Source organism: Eggerthella hominis, from assembly GCF_014287365.1.
In the GTDB taxonomy this organism is placed as follows: Bacteria; Actinomycetota; Coriobacteriia; order Coriobacteriales; family Eggerthellaceae; genus Eggerthella; species Eggerthella guodeyinii.
On the sequence record NZ_JACOOA010000004.1, the window covers coordinates 195,464 to 210,765 of the forward strand.

General features: G+C 63.3%; 7 protein-coding genes and 1 tRNA gene. 6 read left to right on the top strand and 2 right to left on the bottom strand.

Features of this window, described 5'->3' with window-relative positions; translation table 11 throughout:
• Nucleotides 1-32 precede the first annotated feature (32 nt).
• The 3 genes from H8S61_RS10330 (at nt 33) to H8S61_RS10340 (ending at nt 1,319) form a co-directional block, all read left to right on the top strand.
• Nucleotides 33-107, top strand: a tRNA-Gly gene (locus H8S61_RS10330).
• A gap of 53 nt (nt 108-160) precedes the next feature.
• Nucleotides 161-817: an HAD family hydrolase gene (locus H8S61_RS10335; protein WP_186938930.1), complete on the top strand. Its 657-nt coding sequence runs from the start codon at nt 161-163 to the stop codon at nt 815-817.
• Between the two features lie 13 nt (nt 818-830).
• Nucleotides 831-1,319, top strand: a complete 489-nt coding sequence (locus H8S61_RS10340; protein ID WP_186938931.1) for a VanZ family protein — start codon at nt 831-833, stop codon at nt 1,317-1,319.
• Here the strand turns inward: H8S61_RS10340 and H8S61_RS10345 are convergent.
• Nucleotides 1,313-1,627 (bottom strand): helix-turn-helix domain-containing protein, encoded by a 315-nt coding sequence (locus H8S61_RS10345; RefSeq protein ID WP_366458293.1) that lies wholly within the window; start codon nt 1,625-1,627, stop codon nt 1,313-1,315. The two genes, H8S61_RS10340 and H8S61_RS10345, sit on opposite strands and share 7 nt — an antisense overlap.
• Nucleotides 1,628-1,942: 315 nt before the next feature.
• Here H8S61_RS10345 and H8S61_RS10350 point away from each other — a divergent pair, with 315 nt between their 5' ends.
• On the top strand, nt 1,943-3,421 hold the full coding sequence (locus H8S61_RS10350; protein WP_244977617.1) for an LCP family protein: 1,479 nt from the start codon (nt 1,943-1,945) through the stop codon (nt 3,419-3,421).
• Between the two features lie 273 nt (nt 3,422-3,694).
• Nucleotides 3,695-5,434, top strand: a complete 1,740-nt coding sequence (locus tag H8S61_RS10355) for a sensor domain-containing diguanylate cyclase (protein WP_366458236.1) — start codon at nt 3,695-3,697, stop codon at nt 5,432-5,434.
• Here the strand turns inward: H8S61_RS10355 and galE are convergent.
• Complete coding sequence (gene galE, locus H8S61_RS10360) at nt 5,431-6,573, bottom strand: UDP-glucose 4-epimerase GalE (RefSeq protein ID WP_186938932.1); 1,143 nt, start codon at nt 6,571-6,573, stop codon at nt 5,431-5,433. The genes H8S61_RS10355 and galE overlap by 4 nt on opposite strands.
• 553 nt (nt 6,574-7,126) lie before the next feature.
• On the opposite strand from galE, the gene H8S61_RS10365 reads away from it, so the two are divergent.
• Nucleotides 7,127-14,959 carry a Spy0128 family protein gene (locus H8S61_RS10365; protein ID WP_186938933.1) on the top strand — a complete coding sequence of 2,611 codons (7,833 nt, stop codon included), beginning with the start codon at nt 7,127-7,129 and terminating at the stop codon, nt 14,957-14,959.
• Nucleotides 14,960-15,302 lie beyond the last annotated feature (343 nt).

Consider the following 15,302-nt stretch of genomic DNA (forward strand, 5'->3'; position numbering starts at 1 on the left):
TACGACTTCCTTGCGTTATAATTCGTCATCATGCGGGTGTCGCCAAGTGGTAAGGCCCAAGCTTCCCAAGCTTGTATTCGCGGGTTCGAGTCCCGTCACCCGCTCCATGAACCTACAATCCAAGCTTCGGCTTGGATTTTTCATATGGTGAGGTGATGAGATGGCTCAGTTCGATACGCTGGTGTTCGACCTCGATGGAACGCTGCTCGACACGCTGCCGGATTTGGTGGTGCTGACGAACGCCGCCCTCAACGAGCAGGGGTTTCCCAGCCGCACGACCGACGAGATTCACAGCTTCGTGGGCAACGGCGCCCGCGCGCTCATGTACCAGGCCGTCCCGGCCGACGCGACGTCCGAGCAGGCCGAGGCCGCCATGCGCCGCTGGATGGAGCTGTACCCCGTCATCGGGAACAAGCTGACGAAGCCGTATCCGCACATGGAGGAGACGCTGGCCGAGCTCGCACAGCGTGGCATCGGCTTGGGCGTGTTGTCCAACAAGTTCGACCAGGGCGTGCACGACGTGATCGACGCGTACCTTCCCAACCTGTTCGCCGTGAAGTACGGCGAGCGCGAGGACATTCCGCGCAAGCCCGACCCCACGGGGCTGCTGCGCTCCATCGGCGAGCTGGGCTCCACGCCGGCCCGCACGGCGTACGTGGGCGACTCGCCGGGAGACGTGGCGGTGTCGCGCAACGCCGGCACGTTCGCCGTCGGCGTGGCGTGGGGCTACCACCACGCGGATGCGCTGCGCGAAGCGGGCGCCGACCTCGTCATCGAAGACGCGCGCGAGCTGCTGCAGCTTGTGGGCGCGCGCTAGGCGGGCGGGTCGCATGGAGCGTCAGGTGCCGAACGTGGGGCCGTCGAGGCCGTCGAAGCGGTTCGCCGTCGTCAGCTGGGTGTTCGTGGCGGGGTGGGCGGGGTTCATCTTCTTCATGTCGTCGAACACGAGCACGGGCCTCAACACGGGGCTCGGCATATTCTCGAGCATCTACCAGGCGATGCAGGCCGTGCAGGCGCAGCTGCTGGGCCCGGGCGTGGACGTGCTGTCGTCCATCGCGCACTTCTGCGAGTACACGGTGTTCGGCGCGCTGCTCGCCAATGCGCTGCGCTGCCACATGCCGCTGCGCCGGGCGTGCTTCATCGCCATCGCGTGCGCGAGCCTGTACGGCGTGAGCGACGAGATTCATCAGCTGTTCGTGCCCGGGCGCATGTGCGACCCGGTCGATTGGATGGTGGACACCGTGGGTGCCACGCTGGGCTCGGGAATCGCGTACGCGGTGCTGCGCAAGCGCGCGGCCGGAAGCTCCCGGCCTCAGTAGAGGCGGGCGTGTCGCATCGCGGGAACGGCGGCGCTGGCCTCCCGCTGCTCGATCTCGGCCCGGATGTCTTCGTCACTGTGTTTCGTCAGCAGGAAGTCCGGCGTCGTGGCAAGGGAGTCCGCCAGCTTCGCGATGACGGAGAGCCGGATGTCCGCCGTGCCATTCTCGATTCTGTTGAGGAGCGGGCGGCCGATTTTCACCATGAGCGCGAGGCGCGTCTTGGTGATGTTGCTGTACGAGCGCATGCGCCTGACATTATCTCCCAGTATCGGAGAGAATCTGCTCTGATCAGGCTCATCATCGTTAATCGGACTATGTTCGCGCTCGGTTTGCATGTCCACTAGAGTACCGGCGCGCGCGGATAAGGCTGTAACCGCCTGAATACGTTTCGGTTCATTTTTAGAAAATGTGCGCTTTGTACCCAGCCCGTGCCTATTTTATGGTGAGCGGTCAACGATGTTACAATAAGTTCCATACGTGATGAATTCATGCGTACCATCTCGGAAAATGACAGGTCCTATCGCTCCAAGATGGTAAGCGGAGGAGACCACATGGCGTCAAGAAACTCACGAACGAACCGCAAAGAAGCGCGCTCATCGCGAGCTCCGCAATCAGCGCGCGCCGTGCGTTCGGCCAAAGCCGCGCAGTCGGGTCGCATCGCCCCGCGCGACCAGGCAGCCGCTTTCTCGCGCGATGCGTACGGGGACAATACCTCGTATCGGCCGGCGTACGTGCCCGGCAGCCAGGGCGCCGGCGCGAACGGCGCGTACGGGCGCCAGACCGCGGCAAGCCAATACTCGCGCAACAACCCGAACTACTCCGCGGCCCGCAAGAAGATGGGGCGCGGCAAGAAAATCGCACTCGGCGTGGTCATCGCGATTCTCGTGGTGGCCGTGGGCGGCGGCTCGGCCTTCGCGATGTGGAAGAACTCCATCAACGACCAGCTGACCAAGGGCAACAAGACCGACGAGGAAATCCTGGCCATCAACGACGCGCTCAAAACCGAAAAGGACATGACGTTCACCGAGCCGTTCTACATGATTTTGATCGGCACCGACGAAGCCGAGGACAGCGACGAGGACATGCACCGCTCCGACACGAACATCGTGGTGCGCATCGATCCCAACAAGAACCAGGCCACGATGGTGTCCATTCCCCGCGATACCAAGATCGACATCGACGGTTACGGGACGAACAAGTTCAACGCCGCCTACGCGTACGGCGGCGCGGCCGGCACCATTCGCGAGGCGAACCAGCTGCTGGGCATCGAGATCTCGCACTATGCCGAGGTGAACTTCGGCAAGCTGAAGGAGCTGGTCGACGCGGTCGGCGGCGTGGACGTCGAAGTGACCGAGCGCATCGACGACCCGGATGCCGACGGCACGTCGGCGCATCCCGAGTGGCCGCGCGTCATCATCGAAGAGGGCGAACAGCACCTCGACGGTAACCAAGCGCTCGTGTTCGCGCGCAGCCGCGCCTACGCCGACGGCGACTTCACGCGCACCGCGAACCAGCGCGCGCTCATCATGGCCATCGTCAACAAGGTGCTGGATCTGAACGCCACCGATCTGTTGGGCGTCGTCCAAGCCGCGTCGAGCTGCGTGACCACCGACCTGGCCGTGGGCGACATCGCGGCGCTTGCGGAGCAGTTCCAGGACGAGGGCGACCTCACCATCTACTCGGCGATGATACCTTCGACAACGGCGATGATCGGCGATGTGTCGTACGTCATCAACGATCCGGTGGCCACCAAGGAAATGATGAAGCTGGTCGAGGCCGGCGAAGATCCCAGCTCGGTGGTTTCGACGGGCAACGTGGCCATTCCCGAATCCACGGGCAGCACCGGCAGCGGAACGACGAGCACGTACAGCGACAATTCGGGGTACGGCACGGGAGTGGACAATTCCGGCTATTACGATCCCGGGTACGTCGATCCGACGGTGGGCGACGGATCGTACAACGGAGGCACGGTCGATAACGGGTACACCGACTCAGGCGGAACCGGCGGGTACGACGATGGAACGGTAGGCACCGGCGGTGGCGGGACATACGATCCCAGCTACGACCCGAACGCGTACGACGCCTCGGCGGCGGCAGCCTAGCACGAGCGAGGAACGCAAGCGGCATCGACTTCGGTCGGTGCCGCTTTTTTCGACGGCTCATCAACCGCAACGTTGAGCTTCGGTGTTCGCCTTGAGTTTTCCCATGCCATGGGGGATACTGACGAATTACCGGTTCGAGGACGGATGAGGACTCACGAGGTCATGGGCGGCGCTCACAATCAAGGACATGCAAAGGACACGCGGGGCGCTCGTACCTCCGTTTCGTTGCGCCCTGCGCTTGCGGTGATCGTCTCCCTCACGGTGGTGGTTCTCGTGGTGTACGCGATCTTTCACGCGTATTCGAACGCGCTGAGCGATGAATTCTACGATTTGGCCAGCGACAGCATGAACGATTACACGGTCGCGCAAAAGGTGGAGGTGGAATCGTTCATCAGCGAGGTGAGTTCCACCATCTCCACGATGCGCGTGCTGGCGGAATCGCCCGACGTCGATCTGACGGGTTCCACGTTCACCTCGTACCTGGAGAAGTGGAACGAGCAGGGGTCGTTCCAGATCAGCTACGCGCCTATCGAGCAGCTCGAAGAGGGCGTGGAGGGCGATCCCAACGAGCGCGACGCCGACACGCTGCGCCGTCTGAAGGCGGGCGAAACCGTGGTGTCCGACGTGCGCAAATCGAGCCGCTTGGACGGCTACTATTTCAGCATCGCCGAGCCGGTCGACCGCGACGGCCGCGTGGTGGGCGTGCTGCGCAGCATCGTGAAGGCCGAGAAGCTGTTGGAAACGAGTCAGCTGAGCTCGCAGGTGATGCTGCTGGGAACCCTGTTGATCAAGGAGGACGGCACCATCGTCTCGGTGTCGAGCCGCTACGAGGAGGACGAGGGCAGAAGCCTGTACGACCTCCTCGAAAGCAGGAGCATCGATCCCGATCAGATTGCCGACATTCGCTCGACCATCGAGAACGATCGCGACGTGTCCACGGTGGCCATGGGCAAGCGGGACGGGCTCATGACGTTCCTCACCTCCATCCGCCTCGATGTGAACGATTGGACCATCGTCAACTTCACGCAGGAAAGCGCGCTTGCCGAGCGTTCCGAGAGCATCCTGCGATCCACCGTGTACACCGCAGCGCTCCTGATCGCGATCAGCGCGGCCGCCTGCCTCGTGGTCGCCCTGGTCGTGAGCCGCGCGCGCCGCCGCGCCCGCCGTTCGGCCGAGCGCTATGCGGTGCTCGCGGAGTTTTCCGACACCGTGCTGTTCGAATACTCCTATCCGCGCGACACGCTGGAGCTGACGCCGAACGCGCGCGGGATGTTCTCGCTCGGCTCGCTGTGCGCCGAGGGCTACCTGGGCAAGGGCATCCCGCTCATCGACTTCCTCGAGGGCGATTACCAGCGCGTGCACCTCATGTTCGAGAAGCCCGCTCCGCCGAACGAGCTGCGCACCACCACGTGCCGTGCGCGCGTGCTGTCGGGCGAGTACCGCTGGTTCTCGTTCACGTGCCGTTATCTGTACGAGGGGGCGCAGCCCTACATGGCCGTGGGGAAGATCGTCGATATCACGAAGCAGCGCGAAACCGAGGAGTTGCTCACGCGCAAGTCGCAGATCGACGGCTTGACGAAGACGCTCAACAAGGTGACGTTCCAGGAGAAGATGGCCGCGCTGCTGCCCGTCACCGACAAGGGGTTGCTGTTCGTCATCGACATGGATCGCTTCAAGCAGATCAACGACGAGCACGGCCACAGCATGGGTGATCGCGTGCTCGAGGGCGTGGCGCAGTCGTTGCTCGACGTGTTCCGCCATCGCGACCCGGTAGGGCGCATCGGCGGCGACGAGTTCGTGGCGTTCCTCGCGGGCGCGGACGATGCCGCGGTGATACAAGCGAAGCGCGAGGCTCTGGAATCGTTGATCGCAGAAGCCTCGCGCTCGCTGGGCGTGCCCATCGCGATGAGCATCGGGGTGGCGCGCTATCCGCAGGACGGCGCCACCTATCAAGAGCTGTTCGACGCGGCCGATCAGGCCATGTACGACGAGAAGAACGAAGGTCGCGACTAGGCCGAGGTCGTGGCGTAGCCGTCCGGATTCTGCGACTGCCAGCGCCAACCGTCGACGCACATGCGGTCGAGGTCGTACTGCGCGGTCCATCCCAGCTCGTCGCGCGCTTTGTCGCACGCCGCGTAGTTCACGGCCACGTCGCCCGCGCGGCGCGGCTTGATCTGGTAGGGCAGCTCGCGTCCGCAGGCGCGCTCGAAGGAGTGCACCACGTCGAGCACGCTCGAGCCCGTGCCGGTTCCCAGGTTGAAGATGCCCACGCCGCGGCGCGTGCCGTCGGCGGCCGGCTCGCCGGCCATCGCGCCCGCCGTCTTCGCCTCGCCGGTGCCCACTTTGCCGCCCATCCAGTCGAGCGCCGCCACGTGGCCGCGCGCGAGGTCCACCACGTGGATGTAGTCGCGCACGCCGGTGCCGTCGTGCGTGGGATAGTCGTCGCCGAACACGCCGACGCTTTCAAGCTTGCCCACGGCCACCTGCGCCACGTACGGCAGCAGGTTGTTGGGGATGCCCTTGGGATCCTCGCCGATCAGGCCGCTCTCGTGCGCGCCGATGGGGTTGAAGTAGCGCAGCAGCACGACGTTCCACTCGTCGTCGCCCACGTACAGGTCGGTGAGCACCTGCTCGAGCATGGATTTCGTCCAGCCGTAGGGGTTCGTGGCGTCGTGCTTCGGGCAATCCTCGGTGATGGGGACGAACTCGGGCTCGCCGTACACGGTGGCGCTTGACGAGAACACGAGGTTCTTCACGCCGTGGTTGCGCGCCACGTCGCACAGGGCCAGCGTGCCGGCGAAGTTGTTCCAGTAGTACTCGAGCGGCTTCTGCACGCTTTCGCCCACGGCCTTGAAGCCGGCGAAGTGGATGATGGCGTCCACGTCGTTCTCGGCGAAGATGCGATCGAGCGCTTCGCGGTCGAGGATGTTGGCCTCGTAGAATGCCAGGCGATCGTCGTCGGCGGCGAGGCCGGTGATCTGCCGCACGCGGTCGAGCGCGACCTCGCTCGAGTTGCTCAGGTCGTCCACGACGACCACGCGGTAGCCCTGCCCCAGCAGCTCGACGCAGGTGTGGCTTCCGATGAACCCGGCTCCGCCCGTTACGAGCACGCAGATATCGGCATGGTCTTTGGCCAAGCTTTTGTTCGCCATTGAAGCTCCTCTCCGGATTGTTTGGTGCCATGGTAGCAGGTGGAGCGCTTGCTGCGAGCGAATTCGTCAAAAGCACCATGCCCGCCGTTCCGCATCCCGGAACGTCCGGTGCACCATGTGGAACAGATTCGAGTGGCGCCCTGCGCGTCCCTTTGGCGCGCCTTGCGGCTTGGGGCGGCCGGATCGTGCGTTGCAAGTCGGGGAGAAACCCTGACTGAGAGGCGCTGATATATGAAAATTTTATGAGCTTACTGTAAACGTACACAGATACAAAAAATGGGAAATGTGCCGTTATGGCTGATGAAAAACGATGAGATAAAAAGAAGACTCATACAGAATAGCAAGACTCGATTGTTGCACCTTACTGCTTAGGTCACATATCCTATGCGTATTCGCGTCTGGAGCGGATACCAACTCCTGCCCGGATGCGTGTTGTAGGCATATACGCAAGGAGTTGAAGAGAGATGGCGGTGTTCGACGGTAGAATAAAGCGGGGGGGGGGTCGCATTCTAGGCTGTTTGCCTGTCTGATCGCCCTCGTGTTGGTGCTTTCGATGGCGCCGACAGCAGCATACGCGAGCGAAGGGGGTGAACGAGGCTTCGACCCGATCGGCGCTATCGCATCGCTCTTCGGCTTCGGAACCGACTCCGACGACGTTTCCGTACCCCTTGCGGCAAACGACAGCTCTACGGTGACCGACGCCAACACGTTGGGCAACTGGGAGAAAGGCTTGCGAGACAGCACCGAGAACGTGGGCCGGATCTGGACGGACAAGACCGTCGAGGATTCCGACATCACGCTCTCTCCTTCGCCCATCACCATCGAAAAGGGCGATGCCGACTTCCTAGTGGGACTTTCCGCCCTCTCCTCAACGTCCAACCTCACCACAACAGCATCCACCCCGCTCGACATCGTGCTGGTGTTGGACATGTCTGCTTCCATGGAAGAATCCATTGACTACACCCGTGAGTATTCCGGAACCGTAACGAAGCGAGACGCGCTTCAAGACGCGGTTTACTCGTTCATCGACGCAACCGCCGAGGCTAACGCGTCTATTGCCGATTCCGAGGCCCAGCACCGTCTTTCCGTCGTGAAGTTCGCCGACGAATATAGAAGCATGGTGGGCAATGATTCCAATTATAAGTTTATTCTCGGCCAGGGGTATACAGAAGTGAACTACTCTCAGGTGGTGACCGAGCTTTCCGCCTGCACGACGGCGAACGCCCAAACATTGAAGGATACGGTCAAAAACCTGAAGCAGGACGGCGTCTCGACCCAAGCGGATGCTGGTCTCGAAGCTGCACAGCAGTCGCTGGATGATGCCAGAAGCGATGCCCAAAAGATCGTCATCTTCTTCACTGACGGTGAGCCGAATAATTACGGTAGTGGCCAGTGGCAAGAGGAGACGGTCAACGGCGCCGTTGAGAATGCAAAAGAACTGAAGGATTCAGGGGCGCAAATCTATAGCGTTGGTGTTGTCGACGGTGCCGATCCCAGCGCAGAGGTGAATACGTCCGACTACGAGAACATCAATGCGTTCCTTCAGAGCGTTTCAAGCAACTACCCCAATGCGACGGGCTGGGTGAACGCTGGTTGGGGCGGTAGTTGGCAGATGGGCGAGCGCCCTGAAGGCAGCGATTACTACAAGGCCGCAAACAGCGCAGACGACCTCCATGGCATCTTCGAGGATATTTTCGAGGAGATCAATACGGGTGCGGGGCTGCCTACGCGAGTTGAGGGCAGCGATCCGGCCCATGGGGGATACCTTACGTTTACCGATCAGCTGGGCGCCTACATGGAGGTCGACCCATCCAACATGACGGTGGTGTATGCGGATCAATCCTTCTCCAACCCCACATCGAGCACCGACGGTAACGTAACCACCTACCACTTCGAGGGTACGGTCGCAACCGGTAATCCCGACTACGCAGAAGGCAACATGGCCGATCTCATCGTGGAGGTCAAGCACAGCGACGACATGGCAACGGGCGATGTCGTCACGGTCAAGATACCGGCCACCCTCATCCCTCTACGCACCTACGAGGTTGACACGACCGAAGGACAGGAGTCCTTCACGACCAACGCAGCCTACCCCATTCGCGTGTTCTACGGCGTGAGCCTGAAAGATGAAGCGGCGGCGTCCCTCGCCGATCCCGATGCCGAGCTTCAAAGTTACATCGACGCCAACAAGGACGAGAACGGCAACGTGCGGTTCTACTCGAACCTTTACGAGGAGACGGACGGCGTAGCTGGCGATCCCGAGCACGGCAATACTACGGCAGCGTTCGAACCTGCCGAAGGCAACTCCTTTTATTACTTCACCGCGAATACTCCCGTCTACGTTGACGAAACCTGCTCGACGCCGGCGAAGGAGGAGGATCTCGCCAACTTCAATGTCTTCTACTACCAGCTCGACCATTACGAGAAGGACGGCGACGGGCTCAAGAAGCAAGCCGAGGTGTATTCCTTCCCATCGAGCAGTTTGACCTTCTTGGGCGATGCGATTGATTTCGATACGGCCGGCAACGCCTACGTCAAGGCCGGTCAGCCTCGCCTGACGTACATCAAGAACTTCAGCGACGAGAAAACGGGCAACGAAACTGGCACCGCATCGGCCGTGGTCTCCCCCGAGTGGGCGAACGAGCAGACGGCTGGCGTCGTCAATTCGTACTTGGGCAACAACGGGGTGCTTTCCGCAGAGCTCCCAGGCACGCTCGCCGTCAGCAAGGATGTCACCGTACCCGAAGGCTTCGACGAGGGAGACTATGCCTCCACGAAATTCGCCTTCGAGATCGTTGTGGCCGACGCGGCTAACAAGAGCTTCGATGCCGTGGTCAAGAACGACCAGGGCGACATTCAGGGCGACCGGTTCACCCTGGGCTTCGACGAGCAGGGTAAGGCTGACTTCGAGATCACCGACGGGCAGACGCTGTTCATCTACGGTCTGTCCGATAGCTGGAAGTATACGGTGACCGAGAAGAACGTTCCGCAGGGCTTCACCTCGCAGTCGAGCGGCGAGTCCGGCACCGTTTCCGGTGGCGCCACCACCACGGCGAACTTTATCAATACCTACAGCGCCACTCCCGCAACGCTTGACGGCTCCGCCAGCTTGACCGGAACTAAGGCCATCGACGGCCGCAACTGGCTCGATACCGACGAGTTCGAGTTCAGTATCAGCTCCGCCCCCAACTCGCCGGAGGGCACCCCGATGCCCGAGAATGCCACGGTTGCGGTGAAAGGCACCGACGTGGCCGACAAGACGGGCTTGGCTTCATTTAGCTTCGGCGACATCGTCTACACGAAACCGGGCACCTACACCTACCTTATCCGCGAGGACGCGACTGCCGCAGCAGACATTCCTGGCATTACGCGGTCGCAGGCGCAGTATCTGGTGACGGTCAAAGTGATCGACAACGGCCAGGGCCGCTTGGAGGCGACGTCGCAGATAAAGCAACTTTTCGATGACGCGGGCAACCGGCTGGCCGAACCCGCCATCACCACCACTGCCGCGTTCGTCAACGCTTTCAGCGCCGACAATGATACGGTTGTCGTGAACGCGGTCAAAAACTACGCCGACAACTCCGGATCGCGCCCGATGAACGACGGCGATTTCGTATTCGAACTCAAGCCCATGAGCAAGAGCTCCGTTGACGCTCCCGATGCGCCCATGCCAGCAGGCGTATCTTCCGGAGAAACCGCGACCGCGGCTATCGACGCGGAAACGCGCTCTGCCTCCTTCGGCGAGCTGGTCTTCACGGGCGAGCATGTAGGCTTCACCTACACCTACGAGATACGCGAGGTCGAAGGGGACATCCCGGCCATGGCGTACGACGATACCGTGTACACGTTGGAAGTAGCCGTGAGCGCCGAGGCTGACGGCAGCGACGGGACGCGTGTCGTCGCCACCCGCACGCTCATGCGCGGCGGCGTGCCGGTTACCGGTGGCGAATCCATCGTGTTCGCAAACGAGTATAATCCCGAACCCGCCGTGCTCGAAGGTGACACCGCTTTAGGCGGCACCAAGGTGCTGACCGGCCGCGATTGGACGGAAGAGGATAACTTCACCTTCACGCTCGAGCCCACGGGCGCCACGGCGAGCGCCGTTGCCGACGGTGTTGTCCAGATTGCCGGAAACTCCGCTACCGCAACTGCGTCCGACGTCGACTTCGCTTTCGGCTCCGTACGCTTCACCAAAGCGGGGACCTATACGTTCCAGATAACCGAGGACATGCCCGAAGACGCGCAGGATGGCAAGCTCGACGGGATCGTGTACGACACGCATGCATGCAACGTGACGGTGGTCGTGCGCCTCGACGAGGAGAACGGCAGGCTGGCTGTCGAATCGGTGGCGTACGACAATGGAGAAGGCGCGACCGACAACACCAAGGCCGTGTTCGAGAATTCGTACGAATCGGGCATCAACTACGGCGACGCGGGCGGATTGAGCGTGAGCAAGACGCTGAACGGCCGCGCCATGAACGTAGGCGAATTTGGCTTCATCATCACGGGGGCCGACAACGGAAGCACCACCGCTGAAGAGGCCAACGGCAAGTTGGCCGACGACGACAAGAGCTTCGCGAATACTCAAAGCCGCCGCGATGGCGTCCCCGAGGAGATGAAAAAGCTCCAAGGACTCGTCTTCGACCAGAATGATGCCGGCAAAACCTATTCGTTCATCGTAGACGAGACGCTCGGCGATGCCGATCGCGTGACCTACGACGCTTCGCAGTACCGCGTGGACGTCAGCGTGAAGGACGACGGAAAGGGCACGATGCATGCCGAGACCACCGTCGTCAGGATCAAGACGGCGGGAGGCGATTCTGTCAACGAAACCGTATACGGTCCGGCTAGTACCGAAGATGTGAACTACGTTGCTCCTGTCGTGAGTTTCAAGAACGAGTACAGCAAAATGCCAGTTGAGGCCAAGCTGTCCGCCGTCAAGCAAGTGATAGGGGCCCCTTACGAGGGCAGCTTCGATTTCACGCTGACTCTCATAAAGGGCGACGGGAACGCCGTAGTCGGTCTTGACGAAAACGGCGCGGTAACCGCCGTGGCGGCGGGCCCGTACGAGGAAGGCGGCAGGGCCGAAGCGTTTTTTGGAAACTTGACCTTCACGGCTGAAGGAACCTTCGTCTTCTCCGTGGTCGAAAACGATCCGGGCGAGCGCGCGGGTTGGACGTGGGCGACCGGTGACGGGAACGCAAAGACCATCACCGTGAACGTGAACGACGACGACGGCGACGGTCGGCTGGCCGCGCGCGTCGTGGGCAATAACCCGATTTTCGTGAACTCCTACGAGGCGAGCCCCGCCGTCCTTTCCGGCGACGCGGCGCTCGCGGTGCAGAAGAGCGTCGAGGGTGCTGATGCTGACGGCGACTTCACCTTCACGCTGGCCCCGGTGGATCCTGAGAACGAGAAGTGGCAGGCGGTCGATGTCGAATCCGGCGGCAACCACGTCTCCATCGCGGGCCCCTTCGCCGCCGGCGAGGTGAAGGTCGCGAACTTCGGCGACATAGCCTTCCGGAAGGCGGGCACCTATCAGTTCACCGTAGTGGAAGACCAGGCGGCCGAAGGTCAAGAGGTTCCCGCTGGCTGGATCTACGATGCGTCCACATCCACCATCACCGTGGAAGTGACCGATGAGGGCAACGACGGCCAGCTGGACGCTGCCGTGAGCTACGCCAATGAGGGAGAGAACAAGCCTGACAACATCGCGGCGTTCACGAACAGCTATAGCGCCGCGCCGACCGACGGCGTGCCTGCGAACTTCCGGTTGACCAAGACGTTCGAGGGCCATGAATGGACCGACGACTACGCGTTCCAGTTTAGGATCGAAGCCGTGACCGAGGGGGCGCCGATGCCCGAGAGCGACACCGTCACGGTGGGCAAGCCGGCGGAGGGCGACGAGGCTTCGTTCGACTTCGGCGAGATCGTCTACACGAAGGCCGGCACCTATGTGTACAAGGTGTCCGAGATTGCAGGCGACAACGCCGGCATCGTATATGACGGCCACGAGGCTACGGTTACCGTTACGGTGGTCGACAACCACGACGGCACGCTTAGCTCAACCGCGGCTGTCGCAAACGGCGCGTTCTCCAACGCGTACAAGGCGGAGCTTCCGCTTTCGCAGCGGGCCAACGTGAGCATTTCCAAAACGTTGACCGGCCGCGACATGGAAGCGGGCCAGTTCGAGTTCACGGTGAAGCCCCTTGACGAGCTGTCGGCCGATCGCTTGGGAATCTCGACTGAGGGCCGGGTGGTACCTTCCGAGGCTGCAGCCGACGGCGAGGTTGCCTTGATGCCCCTCGACTTCGACGGTCTCACGTTCACCGCGGACGATGGCGGCAAGCGGTACGGTTTCGTCGTGACCGAGACGAAGGGCGGCGGGGCCGGTTACGCCAACGACGACGAGAGCGCGACCGTGACGTTCGATGTGAAGGACGACGGCAACGGCTTGCTCGCGGTGACGATCACCGTGCTGAAGGGGGACGGCGAGCCGCAGACCTTCACCGTAAGCAATGCTGACGATGCGGTGGCCGGCGTTGCCATCCCGTTCGCGAACTCCTACGCTGCAACCGGCGTGCTCGGCGGCGAGAGCAATGCGGTCATTAACGCCACCAAGATGCTGACGGGCCGCGATCTGGTGGAGGGCGAGTTCTCCTTCCAGGTGGTCGATGCCAAGGGCAACGTGGTGGCCACGGGAACGAACGCCGCGGACGGCACGATCGGCTTCTCCGCCATCCCGTACAGCACCGACTCGTTTGCCGGAGACGTCGCGAGCGGCATCGCGACCAAGACGGAGACGGGCTACGAATACGTCTACGAGGTGTCCGAGATAACCGACGGCCTCGCGGGCAGCGGCATCACGCCGGTCAAGGACTCGTTCGCCGTCGCGGTGCATGTGACCGACGGTGGTGACGGCACGTTGGGCATCGCTGTCGACTACGGCAGCGAGGGCAGCGGCTTGACCTTCCAAAACGTCTACGACGCCCAGGCCATCTTCAAGTCCATCGACGGCAGGAAGGTCATCGACGGCGGCGGCTCGGGGAGCGCGCCTACGCAGGAGGACATCGCCGGCGCGTACACCTTTACGTTGACCGGCTTCGCGGCGGACGACGGCACCCCCGCGCCGATGCCCCAGGGTGCTGGTGCGGACGGCACCAAGACCGCCGTGAACGACGCGGTGGGCAATGTGAGCTTCGGCGAAATCGAGTACACGGTTGCCAACGTGTGGCCTGAGAGCCAAGCTGCCGCCGAGGCAGGCGAGGCTGACGAAGCCGCGACTCGTGCGGGCGCGACGCGCTCCAAAACCTTCACGTACTCGGTGACCGAGGCGGGCGAGTTCCCGGGCGTCGCCAACGAGGGCGGTGTCAAGACCTTCGCCGTGACGGTGACCGACAACGGCGACGGCACGCTTTCCGCCGTCACCGACCCGGCCGCGGGCGCCCTGTTCACGTTCACCAACGTCTACGGCGTCGATCCCGCGGACAGCAGCCTGACGGGCGAGGGCGGCGTCCCGGTGACCAAGAGCCTGACGGGCCGCGACCTGGTGGAGGGCGAGTTCTCCTTCGAGCTGCGCGACGCGGCCACCGGCGAGGTGGTGGCCGAGGCCGCGAACGCCGCCGACGGAACGGTGGAGATGCCGGCGCTCACGTTCGACGCCGCGGGCACCTACGCCTACCGGCTCTCCGAGGCCCCCGGGGACCGGGGCGGCGTGACGTACGACGGCGCGGTGTACGAAGTGACCGCCACGGTGACCGACGACGGCGCGGGCGCGCTCGACGTGGCGTGGTCGGTCGAGAAGGGCGGGGAGGAGCTCGAGGCCGTGACCTTCCGCAACTCCTACGAGGCGGCCCCTGCGAGCATCGCGATCGAAGCGTCCAAGAGCCTGACGGGCCGCGACCTGGTGGAGGGCGAGTTCTCCTTCGTGCTGCGCGACGCGGCAACCGGCGAGGTGGTGGCCGAGGCCGCGAACGCCGCCGACGGGTCCGTCTCCTTCGGCCGGATCGAGTTCGACGAGGCCGGCACGTACGAATACGAGATCGCCGAGGTCGAAGGGGAAGCCGAGGGCGTCGCGTACGACGACGCCGTGTTCGCCGTGCGGGTCGACGTGGCCGACGACGGCGCCGGGCATCTCTCCGCCGCCGATTGGAGCTACGGCGAGAACGGCGCGCCGGTGTTCGAGAACGTGTACGCGGGTCCGTCGGCGCCGCAGGCCGCCGACCCCGAGACCCCCAAGCCGCTGCCCGGCGGGAGCCTGGTGCAGACGGGCGACGCGACGCCCGTGTGGGTCGCCGTCGGCACGGCGCTGGCGGCTGCGGTCGTCGCGTGCGTGGCGGCGCTGCGCCTGCGCAGGCCGCGCCGAAGCGGGCGCCGCCTGCATTAGGGCGCGCGGCGCGAACGGCGCGGGGCCGCGGCTCGAGCGGCTCCCGCGCCGATACGCGGTTGAAAAGCACGTGTCGGGCATCATGGCCGGGTCGTCCCTTCGGGGGCGGCCCGGCTTTCTTGTCGCTCGACACCCCCGGCAAACGCGTATGTTTCACGTGAAACATACGGCGCCCCTCCGCGCTCGGGGGATGCGACCATCCCCCGAAAGGGGCCAATCGCGGGTTTTCCCCGGTGCCCCCTCGTCGGGGGATGCGGAGCACCGCCGCGCTGGGATAGGGTGCGAGGCGTTGCGAAGAGGGGAAGCGCCGGAGGGAGGTGCGATCTTCGCACGGAAGGGAGCG

Excerpts from the sequence above, each read along its gene's own strand:
- H8S61_RS10340 (WP_186938931.1), top strand. The coding sequence starts at position 831 with ATGGAGCGTCAGGTGCCGAACGTGGGGCCGTCGAGGCCGTCGAAGCGG.
- H8S61_RS10335 (WP_186938930.1), top strand. The coding sequence starts at position 161 with ATGGCTCAGTTCGATACGCTGGTGTTCGACCTCGATGGAACGCTGCTC.
- H8S61_RS10365 (WP_186938933.1), top strand. The coding sequence starts at position 7,127 with ATGGCGCCGACAGCAGCATACGCGAGCGAAGGGGGTGAACGAGGCTTC.
- galE (WP_186938932.1), bottom strand. The coding sequence starts at position 6,573 with ATGGCGAACAAAAGCTTGGCCAAAGACCATGCCGATATCTGCGTGCTC.